The organism is Eoetvoesiella caeni (assembly GCF_003315175.1).
In the GTDB taxonomy this organism is placed as follows: Bacteria; Pseudomonadota; Gammaproteobacteria; order Burkholderiales; family Burkholderiaceae_B; genus Eoetvoesia; species Eoetvoesia caeni.
This window is the reverse complement of sequence record NZ_QNRQ01000001.1, coordinates 625,444-640,357: the sequence shown is the minus strand read 5'-3', so window position 1 is coordinate 640,357 and position 14,914 is coordinate 625,444. Positions and strand designations below refer to the sequence as shown.

Annotated in this window: 18 protein-coding genes; 15 read left to right on the top strand and 3 right to left on the bottom strand. The window is 59.7% G+C overall.

Features of this window, described 5'->3' with window-relative positions; genetic code table 11:
- Positions 1-45 precede the first annotated feature (45 nt).
- Complete coding sequence (msrP, locus tag DFR37_RS02960; protein ID WP_113931736.1) at positions 46-999, top strand: protein-methionine-sulfoxide reductase catalytic subunit MsrP; 954 nt, start codon at positions 46-48, stop codon at positions 997-999.
- A gap of 29 nt (positions 1,000-1,028) precedes the next feature.
- Positions 1,029-1,745 carry a protein-methionine-sulfoxide reductase heme-binding subunit MsrQ gene (locus DFR37_RS02955; protein ID WP_113931880.1) on the top strand — a complete coding sequence of 239 codons (717 nt, stop codon included), beginning with the start codon at positions 1,029-1,031 and terminating at the stop codon, positions 1,743-1,745.
- 51 nt (positions 1,746-1,796) lie between these two features.
- On the opposite strand, the gene DFR37_RS02950 is transcribed toward DFR37_RS02955, so the two are convergent.
- The 3 genes from DFR37_RS02950 to DFR37_RS02940 all read right to left on the bottom strand — a co-directional run bounded on the left by DFR37_RS02950 (position 1,797) and on the right by DFR37_RS02940 (position 4,015).
- Complete coding sequence (locus tag DFR37_RS02950; protein ID WP_379881327.1) at positions 1,797-2,597, bottom strand: N-acetylmuramoyl-L-alanine amidase; 801 nt, start codon at positions 2,595-2,597, stop codon at positions 1,797-1,799.
- 123 nt (positions 2,598-2,720) lie between these two features.
- Positions 2,721-3,434 (bottom strand): SAM-dependent methyltransferase, encoded by a 714-nt coding sequence (locus tag DFR37_RS02945; RefSeq protein WP_113931734.1) that lies wholly within the window; start codon positions 3,432-3,434, stop codon positions 2,721-2,723.
- Positions 3,431-4,015, bottom strand: coding sequence for a Maf family nucleotide pyrophosphatase (locus tag DFR37_RS02940; protein WP_113931733.1), 585 nt, complete (start codon positions 4,013-4,015; stop codon positions 3,431-3,433). Before DFR37_RS02940 ends, DFR37_RS02945 begins: the two co-directional genes overlap by 4 nt.
- 149 nt (positions 4,016-4,164) lie before the next feature.
- Here DFR37_RS02940 and DFR37_RS02935 point away from each other — a divergent pair, with 149 nt between their 5' ends.
- From DFR37_RS02935 to DFR37_RS02875, 13 genes are all read left to right on the top strand, one after another.
- The gene (locus tag DFR37_RS02935) at positions 4,165-4,686 is read left to right on the top strand and encodes a YceD family protein (RefSeq protein ID WP_242341668.1); all 522 of its coding nucleotides are present in this window, start codon (positions 4,165-4,167) and stop codon (positions 4,684-4,686) included.
- A 62-nt stretch (positions 4,687-4,748) separates the two neighbouring features.
- On the top strand, positions 4,749-4,931 hold the full coding sequence (gene rpmF, locus DFR37_RS02930) for a 50S ribosomal protein L32 (RefSeq protein WP_113931731.1): 183 nt from the start codon (positions 4,749-4,751) through the stop codon (positions 4,929-4,931).
- A gap of 38 nt (positions 4,932-4,969) precedes the next feature.
- Positions 4,970-6,052, top strand: a complete 1,083-nt coding sequence (gene plsX / locus DFR37_RS02925; RefSeq protein WP_113931730.1) for a phosphate acyltransferase PlsX — start codon at positions 4,970-4,972, stop codon at positions 6,050-6,052.
- A gap of 11 nt (positions 6,053-6,063) precedes the next feature.
- Positions 6,064-7,050, top strand: a complete 987-nt coding sequence (locus DFR37_RS02920) for a beta-ketoacyl-ACP synthase III (RefSeq protein ID WP_113931729.1) — start codon at positions 6,064-6,066, stop codon at positions 7,048-7,050.
- Between the two features lie 130 nt (positions 7,051-7,180).
- Positions 7,181-8,116: an ACP S-malonyltransferase gene (gene fabD, locus DFR37_RS02915; RefSeq protein ID WP_113931728.1), complete on the top strand. Its 936-nt coding sequence runs from the start codon at positions 7,181-7,183 to the stop codon at positions 8,114-8,116.
- A 1-nt stretch (position 8,117) separates the two neighbouring features.
- Entirely contained in the window at positions 8,118-8,861 is a 744-nt protein-coding gene (fabG, locus tag DFR37_RS02910; RefSeq protein ID WP_113931727.1) for a 3-oxoacyl-ACP reductase FabG, read from the top strand.
- 208 nt (positions 8,862-9,069) lie between these two features.
- Positions 9,070-9,306, top strand: coding sequence for an acyl carrier protein (gene acpP / locus DFR37_RS02905; RefSeq protein WP_113931879.1), 237 nt, complete (start codon positions 9,070-9,072; stop codon positions 9,304-9,306).
- Between the two features lie 152 nt (positions 9,307-9,458).
- Positions 9,459-10,688, top strand: coding sequence for a beta-ketoacyl-ACP synthase II (gene fabF, locus DFR37_RS02900; RefSeq protein ID WP_113931726.1), 1,230 nt, complete (start codon positions 9,459-9,461; stop codon positions 10,686-10,688).
- A 62-nt stretch (positions 10,689-10,750) separates the two neighbouring features.
- The gene (locus DFR37_RS02895; protein WP_147251580.1) at positions 10,751-11,152 is read left to right on the top strand and encodes a hypothetical protein; all 402 of its coding nucleotides are present in this window, start codon (positions 10,751-10,753) and stop codon (positions 11,150-11,152) included.
- Positions 11,149-11,748, top strand: a complete 600-nt coding sequence (gene rpoE, locus DFR37_RS02890) for an RNA polymerase sigma factor RpoE (RefSeq protein ID WP_113931724.1) — start codon at positions 11,149-11,151, stop codon at positions 11,746-11,748. The genes DFR37_RS02895 and rpoE overlap by 4 nt, the downstream gene beginning before the upstream one ends.
- A gap of 10 nt (positions 11,749-11,758) precedes the next feature.
- Complete coding sequence (locus tag DFR37_RS02885; RefSeq protein ID WP_113931723.1) at positions 11,759-12,253, top strand: sigma-E factor negative regulatory protein; 495 nt, start codon at positions 11,759-11,761, stop codon at positions 12,251-12,253.
- The gene (locus DFR37_RS02880; protein ID WP_113931722.1) at positions 12,253-13,284 is read left to right on the top strand and encodes a MucB/RseB C-terminal domain-containing protein; all 1,032 of its coding nucleotides are present in this window, start codon (positions 12,253-12,255) and stop codon (positions 13,282-13,284) included. Before DFR37_RS02885 ends, DFR37_RS02880 begins: the two co-directional genes overlap by 1 nt.
- Positions 13,285-13,313: 29 nt before the next feature.
- Positions 13,314-14,828, top strand: coding sequence for a DegQ family serine endoprotease (locus DFR37_RS02875; protein WP_113931721.1), 1,515 nt, complete (start codon positions 13,314-13,316; stop codon positions 14,826-14,828).
- Positions 14,829-14,914 lie beyond the last annotated feature (86 nt).

Sequence of the window (14,914 nt, the reverse complement as noted above, 5' to 3'; positions counted from 1 at the left end):
GTTCAAGTTTAATGCGGGCATGACGCTCCGCGTTCAAGGAATATCATGGCCAAGGTTCAAGTCCCCCGCATCCCCTCTTCGCTGATTACTCCTGAAGAGGTCTGGGCATCGCGCCGACAGTGGTTGAAGCAGGCCGGAATGGGGGCGTTGGGTGTAGGCGCGGGCGGCTGGCTGCCGTCCGCCTTGGCGGCGGCGGGTCCTTATGCCGGAAAGCCCAACCCCGACTACGTCGTCATGGACAAGCTTACGGCCGAAAAAGACGTCTCGACCTACAATAATTTCTACGAGTTCGGCACCGGCAAGCAGGATCCGGCCGATTATGCCGGCAAAATGAAAACCCGGCCCTGGTCGGTGGTGGTCGAGGGCGAAGTCGCCAAACCCCGCACTTTCGATATCGACGACTTGCTTAAATTGGCCCCCCTGGAAGAGCGCGTCTACCGCATGCGCTGCGTCGAGGCCTGGTCCATGGTGATTCCCTGGGAAGGCTACTCCTTGTCTACCTTGCTGAAACAAGTAGAGCCGACCAGCAAGGCAAAATACATTGAATTCGTAACGGCAGTCCAACCCGCCAATATGCCCGGCCTGAATGACCGCATTATCGACTGGCCTTATGTCGAGGCTTTGCGTATCGACGAAGCCATGCACCCCCTTACCCTGATGGTGTTCGGCGTTTATGGTAAAGCGCTGCCCAATGCCAATGGTGCGCCGCTGCGCATCTCCATCCCCTGGAAATACGGATTCAAGTCGGGCAAGTCCATTGTCAAGATCAGGCTGGTCGAGAAAATGCCCATGACCAGCTGGGTCAAGATCGCGCCGACGGAATACGGCTTTTACGCCAATGTAAATCCCGAGGTGCCTCACCCGCGCTGGAGCCAGGCAACCGAAAGGCGCATAGGCGGCGGTGTTTTCGCTCCCCGGGCCAAAACCCTGATGTTCAACGGGTATGCCGATCAGGTTGCATCGTTATATAGCGGCATGGATCTGAGGCGCAATTACTGATGGCGGGCCAGGCATCAGCGGCGGACAGCATGGCGCAAGCTAACGAACGAGGGAGCGGGGGCGGGAGTCCGCAGTCTGCGGAAGGCCCGCCGAGCCGTCGGCAGGTGCTGTCGTCCGGGCTCGGTGCCCGGCCGAAATGGACAGCCAAGCAGGTGGGGCGGGTCAAGCCGCTGGTTTTTATCCTGGCCTTGTATCCCGTGGCGTACTGGATCTGGCTGGGTTTTAACGATGGCCTGACGGCCAATCCTCCGGAATTTCTGATTCGTTCATCAGGCGTATGGGCGCTGGTGGCGTTATGCCTGACCCTGCTCATTACTCCTTTGCGCCGCCTTATCGGCCAGCCGGCGCTGGTGCGCTGCCGGCGCATGCTGGGGCTGTTTGCCTTCTTCTATACGGTGTTGCATGTCTGGGCATGGGCCTATTGGGAACGCGACTGGTCGCTGGCGTCGATGTGGGCCGACATTCTGCAGCGTCCTTTCATAGCGATCGGGGCCATCGCAACGCTGGCCATGCTGGCGCTGGCATTCACGTCCACGCGCGGCTGGATACGCCGCATGGGCCATTATTGGCAGGTTCTGCATTGGCTCGTGTATCCGGCGGCTGTTTTGTCGGTCTGGCATTTCTGGTTGATCCGGGCCGGCAAGAATAATTTTTTCGAGCCCTATGCCTATGGGGTGGTGGTGGCAGTATTGCTGCTGATCCGGCTGGGGTTTTATATTAGGAATCGTTGGTTGCCGGGTTCCTAGGCCGATGGTTTTTGAAGCCATGGTTGTGGTTCTTAAACGCCGCGCCATGATTTAACGCAGCGCCATGAGTATTGCCGCTGTTTCGATATCGGGCAGGCCGTCGTAGCGGCTGGGGCGGTAGTGCATCTGGAAAGCGGCAATAACGTTCTTGGTGGCTTTGTCCAGCACGTCCGTGGTGGGCGCGGCGTAGCCTACGCGGATTAATTCCTGCTGGAACCACCGCAGGTCGGGCAGGCCCGATGGCTGCAACTGGCTTATATTGGCGGTAACTTGCGTTTCGTCGTACCAGCGGCCCAATCCCGCCTGGGCCAATTGTTTCCAGGGGAAGAGGGGGCCCGGGTCGACTTTGCGCTGGGGGGCGATGTCGCTGTGCCCGACGATGTTCAAGGGCTTGATCTGGTGGCGCTGTACTATGTCGCGCAACAGGGCGGTGACGGTGGCGATTTGCGCCGCCGAATAGGGAGCCCAAACCAGTCCTTCGCCGCCGGCATTGACTATTTCAATGCCTATCGAGCCGGCGTTCAGGTCGTTGCGGCCATACCACTGGCTGGCGCCCGCGTGCCAGGCGCGGCGGCTTTCGTCGACCAACTGATAGACATGCGGAGGCTGTTCGTCGGTAACCAGGTAGTGGCTGCTGACATTGCGTTCCGACAGGATTTTAAGCGAGGCCCCATTGCCGGCCGAGGTGTAGTGCAGGACAACGAAGTCGACCCGGCTGTTCTGGCTTTTGGCCTGGACGCTGCGGTCGATATTCAGCTTGCCGGGCGGCCCGTAGGTGCCGCAAGCCGCCAGCAAGGCCAGCACGGGCAATGCCAGGCAGGATTTGATCCATCTTTTATGTAATGTCGTAATCAAAGCGCTTGTTCCGCATGCCAAATTCAGTCGTTGCGTTGATTTTCTCATGCTTGCGGGGCTTGCTGTAGGTGCAGGCCCGTGCTGCGTCCACCTTGTGCCGCATGTATTTATATACAGCTATCACGCCAGGAACAGGAAAATCGTTGGTTTTTTATTGAGGTCGGGCGCGGGAGCCGTTTTCCATTGGCCAATGCTGCGGGTCTGTATCAGTTCCTCTTGCGTGGTCAACGACCGCGCAATGCACAGCCGGGTAGTGCCCTTCAGCGTTTGTTTAAGGGTGTCGAACATGGCGCTGTTGCGGTAGGGGGTCTCGATGAGGATTTGCGTTTGGTGTTGTTTTTGCGACTCGATCTCCCAGGCCTTCAGCTGTTTGGCGCGTTCGCCCGGATCGACCGGCGCGTAGCCGTGAAACGCAAAGCGTTGGCCGTCCAGGCCGCTGCCCATCAGGCTAAGCAGTATGGACGAGGGGCCGACCCAGGGCTGAACGCGGATGCCCATGGCGTGGGCTGCCGCAACCACCTTGGCGCCGGGATCGGCCACGGCCGGACAGCCGGCTTCGGACACCAGGCCGATTTCTCCGCCATGCAGCAAGGGCGCCAGCCACAGGCGAATTTGTTCGGCGTCGACCTTGTCGCTTAATGTATGGATGGTGATTTCCTGAAGCGGGGCGGCGGTGCCGACCAGTTTCAGGAAGGCGCGGGCCGTTTTGGCATTCTCGGCTATATATGTGGTCAAGCGCCCCGCCAGCTCGCGCACGGTGTGCGGCAGCCAGGTTTCAGGGGGCGATTCCCCCAGGCCTACGGGTATCAGGTGCAAGGATCCAGTTGAATTCATGGCAGTGTCGCCGTCAGGGGGTTAATGTCGAAAGAGCGCAGCATGCGGCACAAAGCGATCAAAGGCAGGCCGATGATGGCAGTGGGGTCGTCGGTTTGTATGCTGTCCATCAGGGCAATGCCCAGTCCTTCGGCCTTGGCGCTGCCTGTGGTGTCGAAGGGCTGTTCGCGGTGCAGGTAGGCGTCGATTTCGGCACTGTCCAGTACACGAAACCGGCACAGGGTAACAATGTCGGCGGTTTCCAGGCGTTGCCCATCGGTCAGGCACAAGGCGCTGTGAAATTCGACCAGTTGGCCGCTAAGCTGGAGCAATTGCTCTCGGGCGCGCTCAAAATTGCCGGGCTTGCCTATAGGCGCTCCGCTGAGCGTGGCCACCTGGTCCGAGCCTATGACAAGAGCGTCCGGATGCAGGACGGCGACTTTCTGTGCTTTGGCAATGGACAAGCGCAGCGCCAGGTCGGTGGGCCGTTCGCCGGGTAGCGGAGTTTCGTCGATATCGGGCGAAATGGCGGTAAAGGGCAAGCCCAGGCGGGCCAGCAGTTCTTGCCGGTACGGCGAGCTTGATGCAAGGATGAGACGCATATGGTGTTCTAGGCTGGATTGGTTTGACTGTGTTCGGCCAAAAGCGTTATTATCTAATGTTTTCTTAACCAGCTAAGCGGTTAAGGGTAGGCGGGTCGAAAAATATGGGCGTGGGTTTAACAGGTGTTGGTTTAACAGCGGCGGTGCAAGTGCAGTATATCGATACCTACGAGTTTACCCAGCTAGGCCAGGCGATTGGCGGCGATGTTGCGCTTGCCCAATTTACCAGGCTTTTGGACGACTTGCCCGAGCAGGACAGTGCATCGCAGGTAACGTGGGCCCTAAAGGGCGAACGCGACATGTCTGGGCAGCGCTTTTTGCAGTTGCACGTGCACGCCAGCCCCCGGCTGACCTGTCAGCGCTGCCTGGCGCCGCTTGAATGGCCGATACAGTCGGATACCCGTTTGTTGCTGGTCAACTCGGAAGCCGCCCTCGAGGTCGATTCGCCGGATGACGAGTCCGCAGAAGGTATAGAACGTATTGTCGGTGCGCGGCGCTTCGATGTGTTGGCATTGGTCGAAGACGAGCTTATATTGTGCCTGCCGTATGTGCCCAAGCACGAAGTTTGTCCGTCGAGCCTGGTTGCTCTTCCTGAACAGGACGAGCCGCCGACCGAAGAGCATGTGCGCCCATCGCCGTTTGCGGTGCTGGGCAAACTAAAGAAAGATTGAATTTGTATTAAACCTTGCGGGATCCATCGCATATACTAGCGACCCGCTTTCCAGGAGTCATTATGGCCGTTCAGCAAAACAAGAAAAGTCCGTCCAAGCGCGGCATGCATCGTTCGCACGATTTCATCACTGCGCCTTCCACGGCCATTGAGCCGACAACGGGCGAATTGCACCTGCGTCATCACATCAGCCCCAACGGCGTTTACCGCGGCCGTAAAGTGCTCAAGACCAAGAACGACGAATAATCAATCAGATCTGCGGTCTGGTTTAGATTGCGCGTTTGATGTCGACAACTAAGATTCGAATCGCCATCGACTGCATGGGCGGGGATATCGGCGTGCCGGTAACGGTTTCGGCTGCCTGGGATTTCGCCCAGCGCTACCCCGATACCGGTTTTCTGCTTGCGGGCGATGAAGCGGCTATTCGCGGCCAGCTGAAAACGCTGGGTTGCGGCCGCGACGACTGGTATCAAGTCCTGCCTGCTTCCGAAGTTGTCCTGATGGACGACCCGGTCGAGGTAGCCTTGCGCCGCAAAAAAGACTCTTCGATGCGGGTGGCGGTCCAGGCCGTCAAGGACGGCCTGGCCGATGCCTGCGTATCGTCGGGCAATACCGGCGCCTGGATGGCAATTTCGCGCTATGTGCTCAAAATGCTGGACGGTATCGACCGCCCGGCTATTGCCACGTCCATTCCCAACCAGAAAGGCGGCGCCACCACCATGCTCGACCTGGGCGCCAACGTGGACTGTACGGCCGAGCATCTGCTGCAGTTCGCCATCATGGGCACCGCGCTGGCCACGGCTCTTAACGGCCGCGACAAGCCCACCGTCGGCCTGTTGAATATCGGCGAAGAAGTCATCAAGGGCAACGAGGTCGTCAAGCAGGCGGCCGAACTGCTGCGCGCCAGCGGCCTTAATTTCTATGGCAACGTCGAAGGCGACGATATCTGCAAGGGCACGGTCGATGTCATTGTCTGCGATGGCTTCGTCGGCAATGTGGTTCTCAAGTCCATCGAAGGCGTGGCCAAAATGATATCCACCATGATGCGGGCCGAGTTCAAGCGCAACGCGTTCACCATGCTTTCGGGCCTGGTGGCGATGCCAGTGCTGAACCGCTTGCGCGGTAAGGTCGATAATCGGCGCTACAACGGCGCGGCTCTGCTGGGCTTGCGCGGCATCGTCATAAAAAGCCACGGCTCGGCCGATCCCTATGCCTATGGCCATGCCCTGCTGCGCGCACGCGAAGCGGTGCATAATGGCTTGCTTGAAGGCACGACCAGTGCCATCCACAACCTTCGCCAGAGCCTGCAGGCGGCTGCCGAGCAGTCGGCGAAGATCTCCAACGATATTTCTGGTCCCGGGCACTGATTCGGGAGCTGATGGAAGCGAACATGCCTTATGCAAAGATAGTAGGGTCAGGCAGTTATTTGCCGCCCCGGATCGTGACCAACGACGAGTTGGCTGCTGAACTGGCGGGCCGGAACATCGAGACTTCCGACGAATGGATAGTTACGCGCACCGGCATCCATCAGCGCCATATTGCGGAGCCCGGAGTCAAATCCAGCGAAATGGCCACCCACGCCGCGCGCGCCGCCATGCAGGACGCCGGGGTGACCGCCGAGGACGTCGACCTGATCATTGTCGCGACTTCCACACCCGATTTCATTTTTCCCAGCACCGCTTGCCTGGTGCAGGCTGGCCTGGGCGTACGCCAGGGCGCCGCATTCGACGTGCAGGCGGTATGCAGCGGCTTTGTCTACGCCCTGACGACGGCTGAGGCCTTCATCCGGGCCGGCCGCGCAAAAACAGCCCTGGTCATCGGTGCGGAAGTCTTTTCGAACATACTCGACTGGAATGATCGCAGCACCTGCGTGCTGTTCGGGGACGGGGCCGGGGCCGTAGTGGTCAAGGCGTCGGCCGAGCCGGGCATCATCGGCGCCCAATTAAGCGCCGACGGCAGCCAAATGAGCATACTCTACGCCGCCGGCAATGTGTCGCGCGGCGCCGTCGTGGGCGATCCTTTCCTGCGCATGGACGGCCAGGCGGTATTCAAGCTGGCGGTCAACGCCTTGACCCAATCGGCCAAAGACGTATGTAAAGAGGCGGGGGTCGAGCTCGACGACGTCGACTGGCTGGTCCCGCACCAGGCCAACGTCCGCATCCTGAATTTCCTTAGCAAGAAACTGCATATCCCCATCGAAAAAGTGGTGGTCACCCTGGACCGGCAGGCGAATACGTCGGCTGCCAGCGTGCCGTTGGCGCTTGATGCCGCCAGGCGGGACGGCCGCATCAAGGCTGGCGATCTCGTGATGATGCAAGGCGTCGGCGGCGGATTCACATGGGGTTCGGTGCTGGCGCGCATGTAGCACCCAGGGGCTTGCGGTGGCCTTGTGCTGTCGGGCCCGTGCCGCATTCCGGCCTATGGCCGCCGCATTAAAAAAACAAGAACAACGAAGACGATCACTATCCAAAGAAAACAATTAGGTTGACGACACTATGAAAATCGCATTTGTCTTCCCCGGCCAGGGGTCGCAATCCGTCGGCATGCTCGATGGCTGGGCCGGCAATGCCGCCGTTGCGCAAACGCTGGAGCAGGCCTCGGCGGCTCTGGGTCAGGACCTGGGCGCGTTGATAGCCCAAGGGCCGGCCGAGCAGTTGAACCTGACCACCAATACCCAGCCGGCCATGCTGGCGGCCGCGGTGGCCATGTACCGGGTCTGGCTGGCAGCGGGCGGGCAGGCGCCATCATTGGTGGCGGGACATAGCCTGGGCGAATATTCCGCCCTGACCGCCGCCGGCGCGTTCGAGCTGGAAGACGCCGTGCGCGTCGTGCGCATCCGTGCCGATGCAATGCAGGCCGCGGTTCCGGTGGGAACGGGCGGCATGGCGGCGGTATTGGGCTTGTCCGATGAGGCCGTTCAAGCCGTGTGCCAGCAGGCCGCGCAAGGCGAAATCGTCGAAGCCGTCAATTTCAACGCGCCGGCTCAGGTCGTTATCGCCGGACACAAGGCCGCGGTCGAACGCGCCTGCGAGCTGGCCAAGCAAGCCGGCGCCAAGCGCGCCCTGGTGCTGCCTGTTTCCGCTCCTTTCCATGCCAGTTTGCTCAAGTCGGCTGCCCAGGTTCTGGAGCAGGCTTTGGCAAGCGTTGCCGTGCGCGCGCCCTCTATTGCCCTGGTCAATAATGTCGACGTGCTCAGCCCGTCCGAGCCGGCCGCCATCAAGGACGCGCTGGTGCGCCAGGCCTGGCATCCCGTGCGCTGGGTGGAAACCATAAAGGCGATGAAGGCCCAGGGAGTGACTCATCTTGTCGAATGCGGGCCGGGCAAGGTGCTTACCGGCCTGACCAAGCGCATCGACAGCGATCTGATCGGCCTGGCCATCACCGACCCGGCTTCCCTGGAGGCGGCTTTGGAAACTTTACAGGGGAATTAACATGCAAGCACAAGAACTAGACGGAAAAATCGCGCTGGTCACCGGCGCCACCCGCGGCATCGGCAAAGCCATTGCGCTTGAATTGGCGGCTCGCGGCGCCAAGGTCGTCGGCACTGCCACCACCGAAGCAGGTGCGGCGGCCATTTCCGAAGCGCTGTCCGGTTTCGGCGGACGGGGCGTGGCCCTGGATGTCAATGACGTCGCCGCGTGCGACGCCCTGATCGCCGACCTGGGCAAAGACGATGGCGGCCCGCATATCCTGGTCAATAATGCCGGCATCACCCGCGACACGCTGGCCATGCGCATGAAGGACGAAGACTGGGACGCCGTGCTGCAAACCAATTTATCGTCGGTGTTTCGCCTGTCGCGCGCCGTGCTCAAAAGCATGATGAAGGCGCGCTGGGGGCGTATTATCAATATCACTTCGGTGGTGGGCTCCAGCGGCAACCCTGGCCAGGCCAATTATGCGGCCGCCAAGGCCGGCGTAGCCGGCATGGCCCGCGCCCTGGCGCGCGAATTGGGCAGCCGTAATATCACGGTCAATTGCGTGGCGCCGGGCTTTATCGAAACCGATATGACGCGCGCGCTCAGCGAGGCCCAGACGGCCGCGCTGCTGACTCAGATTCCGCTGGGCCGCCTGGGCTCGGCAACCGACATCGCGAACGCGGTGGCGTTTTTGGCGGCTCCGCAGGCCGGATACATCACTGGAACCACCCTGCATGTAAACGGCGGGATGTACATGTAATTCCATTTCCGGCTCTGGAAATGGAATAATTGGCCGAACAGGGTAAAATCCCAGCTTCAGCTTAGAGGTGTTCCCGAATAGACAGGGCGCATAAATAATGCAAAATGTCGTTTTGTCCGGGAATGCTGTTTTTTTGTCATGGCCAACGTGCACTATTTTGGTATTTGGCTATAATTTCGCGGGAATTTTTCCCAATTTGGAGATCTGCATGGAAAGCATCGAACAGCGCGTCAAGAAGATCGTCGCTGAACAACTTGGCGTCAACGAAGCCGAGATCAAAAACGAATCTTCCTTCCTTGACGACCTCGGTGCCGATTCGCTCGATATGGTCGAGCTCGTGATGGCACTCGAAGACGAATTCGAAACCGAAATTCCGGATGAAGAAGCCGAGAAAATCACGACGGTTCAGCAAGCAGTCGACTACATCACGTCGCACAGCAAGTAAGAAGTCATTAACTTTAACGGCGCTATGCGGCAATGCCGCAGGGCGTCTGGGGCGGTTTCCAAGAGCTTCCCGCCGTTTGCCCTGGTTTTCACTCTCAGTGCAGCGGTAGGCGGCGTTTGAAGCAAACCGCTTTTTTATTTTAGGAGTCATCCGTGAAGCGACGTGTCGTCATTACCGGCCTTGGTATTGTTTCGCCCGTGGGCAACACTATCGAAAGCGCTTGGGACAATATCGTCAATGGGCGTTCGGGCATCGGCCGCATCACGCGTTTCGATCCTTCGCCGTTTAATGCGCAAATAGCGGGTGAAGTCAAAGATTTCGACGTTACGCAATACATGTCGGGCAAAGAAGCCAAGCAAATGGATACCTTCATCCATTACGGCGTGGCCGCCGGCATGCAGGCCTGGCGCGACGCCGGCCTGGAAGTCAACGAAGCGAACGCCGAGCGTATTGGCGTCATCGTGGGTTCGGGCATCGGCGGCTTGCCGCGCATCGAAGAAACGCAAATCGAATACCTCGACCGCGGCCCGCGCCGAATTTCGCCATTTTTTGTGCCGGCTTCGCTCATTAACCTGATCTCGGGACAATTGTCGATTGCGCTTGGCCTCAAAGGTCCCAGTTATGCCGTGGTGTCGGCCTGCACGACGGGCCTGCATTCCATCGGCGACGCGGCCCGCCTCATCGAGTACGGCGATGCCGACGTCATGGTAGCCGGCGGCGCTGAATCCACCGTCTCGCCCTTGGGCATCGGCGGCTTTGCGGCCATGCGGGCCCTGTCGACCCGTAACGACGACCCTGAAACGGCATCGCGTCCCTGGGACATCGATCGCGACGGCTTTGTGCTGGGCGAGGGCGCCGGTGTGCTGGTGCTTGAAGAGTATGAACACGCGCGCAAGCGCGGCGCCCGTATTTACGGCGAATTCGCCGGCTACGGCATGAGTTCCGACGCGCATCACATTACTTCGCCCGACCGCGACGGCCCGCGGCGCGGCATTGTCAATGCACTGCGTAACGGCGGCATCAATCCCAACGAAGTCGACTACGTCAATGCGCACGGCACCTCCACCCCATTGGGCGACAAGAACGAAACCGAAGCGCTTAAGCTGGCCTTCGGCGACTACGCCAAAAAGCTGGTCGTCAACTCCACCAAGTCCATGACCGGCCATTTGCTGGGCGCGGCGGGCGGAATCGAGGCGGTCTTTACTACCTTGGCCGTGTATAACCAGGTTTCGCCGCCTACCATCAACATCTTCAACCAGGATCCCGAGTGCGATCTCGATTATTGCGCCAATCAGGCCCGCAATATGAAAATCGACGTTGCCTTGTCGAATTCATTCGGCTTTGGGGGAACCAACGGTTCTATGGTCGTAAGGCGGCTTTGAGCCCAGAGCGTCCTTCCTGCGTTCATCAATGGCCCATCCGGCGTCCCCGCCGGATGGGCCTGTTGGTCTGGGCCCTGGCCCTCGCCGGGATATTCTGCCTGGGCTATGTTTCCCTTTACACTATACCTGTCGCGCTGTACGGTTTGTGGCGCCTTAAGTCGCATCCGCACTGGGGCCTGCTTCCCCCTGATGGCGTGCTAAGCATCAATAAAGAAGGCGAGTGGGGATTGTCCATGGGCGAGTCGTTTCAGCCGTTGTCGTTGCTGCATGCCTGGCAGGGCATGGGCTGGCTGACGCTGCGTTTTGCCCGCCACGGTTGCGCAGCGGGCCCTGAAAAGCGGCTTGAACTGACCGTCTGGAAGTCCTGCGCGGCGCCGCAGGCATGGCGCTGGTTATGCGTACAGGTGGTCAGCGGGAATACTGCCGCCGAATCCACGCGCATCAGGACAAGGAGCGCGGCATGAGCGAGCGCGATGTCGATGCCGAACTGGTTGCACGAGTGCAGAAGGGCGACAAGCGCGCCTTCGACCTTCTGGTGCTGAAGTACCAGCGGAAAATCATGCGCCTGCTGTCCCGAATGGTCCGCGAACCCGGCGAAGTCGAAGACGTTGCCCAGGAGGCTTTCATCAAGGCTTACCGGGCCATATCGCAATTTCGTGGGGACAGTGCGTTTTACACCTGGCTTTACCGCATCGCGATCAATACGGCGCGCAATTGGCAGGCGGCCAACGGCCGCCGCCCGAGCACGTCAAATGTAATAGAGACCGAAGATGGTGAAACTTTTAGTCAGATCGACAACCTAACCGATATAAGTACGCCGGAATCATTGGCGGCCAGCCGCCAGGTGGTCGAAACAGTCAACGCGGCTATCGGCGCTTTGCCCGAAGACTTGCGCACGGCCATCGTCCTGCGCGAAATCGAAGGCATGAGCTACGAAGATATTGCTCAAACCATGAATTGCCCCATAGGTACCGTGCGTTCACGGATATTCCGCGCACGCGAGGCAATTGCGGCGCAGTTGCGCCCTGTTTTAGACACCGATGTCGAACATCGGTGGTAAGGAGTCCATAATGCAAGTTGCGGTTAAATCTGTCGAAGAAGAGACCTCGTCCTGGGAAAGCATGGTATCGGGATGGCTTGACGGCGAAGGCGAGATTCGCAGCGAAGATCTGGATACGCCTTATGGCCGCCAGCTTTGGGATACCTATCATTTGATCGGCGACGTATTGCGCAGCGAAGATCTGGCCATCAAGCCCTCCGACCTGTTCTACGCGCGTATCTCGAAAGCCATCGACGCCGAGCCGACCGTCCTGGCGCCGGCCCGGCACAGAGCGTCCACTGTCCGGCGCGGGCTTTCGGGCCTGGCGGTTGCAGCGGCGGTCGTTGCCGTGGTGTGGGTGGCCATGCCGTATTTTTCAACCGGCGATAGCGGCGCGGGCAAGGTGCAAGTCGTCGCTTCGACGGCCGACGACATCGGTTTGCGCGATTACGTCGACGCTCACCGGGAATTTGCCGGCGTGAATCCCGTGCGTCAGGTTTCCTTCGATGCCGGGGCTTTCAGGTAATGCAGGCCAGCAGTGATCATCAGCGTCATAAGCGGCATGTCACATCCGGTTTTTGGGGGCTGTGCGTCCTAGTCCTATGCTTGGGTGCGCAGGCCCAGGCCGCGTCCACGAACGAAGCGGCCCCCGACATCAGCGCCATTTTGCATCAGGTGCAGTCCGCCGCGCGCCAGTTGGACTATTCCGGCGTGCTTACTTATCAGCAGGGCGCGGCCATGCAATCAGCGCGCATCGTGCATATCGTGGATGGCACGGGCGAACGCGAACGTCTTGAAATCCTGGACGGCATTCCGCGAGAATATTTGCGCCACGACGAGTCGGTGCAAGGGCTGATTCCCGAGAAAAAAATCATTGTCGTCGAGCCGGGGCGCGCCGACCGATTTCCCGGCTTGCTGCTGGGCGACGCGGCCAAGCTGCCGCAACACTATCACATCAAGCAATACAAAACTCCCAGTCGTATCGCCGGCCACGTTTGCACTGTCTACGAAATTCACCCCAAGGATAATTACCGTTACGGCTATAAATTGTGCGTCGAATCGGGAACCAATTTGTTGCTTAAGGAACAAACTATTAACACGCAGGGCGAAGTAATAGACCAGGTTGCTTTTTCTATACTGGCTTTGCGTGATCAGGTCCGTGTCGAGAAGCTGGCCTCTCCCTGGGATACCCGGGGCTGGAAAGTCATTCAAAACCCTACCGAACCCGTCGATGTCGCGAAGCTGGGCTGGCGCATTTCCGTTCCGCCCGGGTTTGAGCCGGTAACTCAGGTTTCGCGTCCCATGAAGTCGGGCAAAGCGGTCAAGCAGTTGGTGTATTCCGATGGCCTGGCGGCGGTGTCGGTGTTCATCGAAACAGCCGGGTCGGGGCATGGCGGGGCGGCGCTGCCAAAAGGGGCGTCCCGCAATGGCGTCATGAATATTTTTGGAGGCCGGATCGGCGAGTACTGGATAACGGCCATCGGCGAGGTGCCGCCCGTGGCTTTGCGCGAACTGGTGGAGCGTACCGAATACGTTCCGTTGGCGGCGACACAATAAACAATGATTATGTTGAAGGAGTTTTTGCGATGTCTTTATCCTACAGAACAAATCGAAAAATCAAGCTAGCTATCGGGTCCGTTTCTACGGGGCTTGTATTGGCGTTCGCTTCGTTGGCGGGTGGGACCGTTCAGGCTCAAACCCCCGCGGCAACCGCCGCCGTGCCTGTGCTGTCCGTTCCCGATTTCTCTGCGGTCGTAGAAAAAACCGAAGGTTCGGTCGTCAATATCCGCACCACCGAAACAATCGAAGCACGCCCCTCCATGGGACCGGGCACCGATCCATACGATATGTTCCGCTGGTTCTTCGGGCCCGATTTCGTGCCTCCTGGCGCTACGCCCGGCCCGCGCCAGCGCGGCAATCCCGGTACGCCCAGCGTTCCGGGGCCCAAAGAGCGCACGGTTCCGCGCGGAGTCGGTTCGGGGTTCATCATTTCGGCCGACGGCTACATCCTTACCAATAACCACGTCGTCTCCGGCGCCAACGGTATCTTCGTAACCATGACCGACGGCAAAGAGCACAAGGCCAAGGTTATCGGCACCGACCCGCGTACTGACGTGGCTCTCATCAAGATCGAAGCCAAAAACCTGACGCCCCTGCCCATCGGCGATTCGCGCAGCCTCAAAAAGGGGCAATGGGTCCTGGCCATCGGTTCGCCGTTCGGGCTTGATTCGACCGTAACCGCGGGTATTGTCAGCGCCATCAACCGCGACACCGGCGACTATCTGCCTTTCATCCAGACCGATGTGGCGGTGAATCCGGGCAACTCGGGCGGGCCGCTTATCAACCTGGCCGGCCAGGTCGTGGGCATCAATTCCCAGATCATTTCGCAAAGCGGCGGCTTCATGGGCATTTCCTTGTCGATTCCTATCGATGAAGTCATGCGCGTCGTGGCCCAGCTCAAAGAGCACGGTAAAGTCACGCGCGGCCGTATCGGCGTGCAAATCGGGCCTGTTTCCAGCGAAGTCGCCAAAGCCATCGGCTTGTCCAAGGCACAAGGCGCCATGGTCAGCAATGTCGAAGAAGGCGGTCCAGCTGCCAGCGCCGGCGTGCAGTCGGGCGACGTCATCCTGAAGTTCAACGATACCGACATCAAGCACTGGTCCGATCTGCCCCGTATCGTGGGGGCGACCAAGCCCGACAGCAATATCGACATGCAGGTTTGGCGCCGCGGCAAGACCGTAACGCTCAAGGTCAAGGTCGGAGAAATGAAACCCACCCCGGCCGACGGTGCGCAAGACCAGGAACCGGCTCCCAAGGCCACTCCTGCCGATGCCCTGGGCCTGAAGGTCACTGCGGTGCCCGATCTGGTGCGTGCCAAGGAAAAAATCAAGGGCGGCGTGCAGGTGACGGCGGTCGAAGACCCCGCGGCCACGGCCGGCCTGGTTCCGGGCGACATCGTCCTGGTAGTCAACCAGACTGATGTGACCGATCCCGAGCAATTTGCCAAACTGGTATCGCGTTTGCCTAAATCCCAGGCGGCGGCTTTGCTGGTGCTGCGAGAAGGCCAAACCCAATGGGTTCCTGTAACGCCAGGAAAATAATCTTCAGAAACGGCTAAAATGCTGTGTTATCGGCAAAAGGGGGCGCTGAATGCGTCCCTTTTTGCTTGCCCTTCTTAAACTTCACC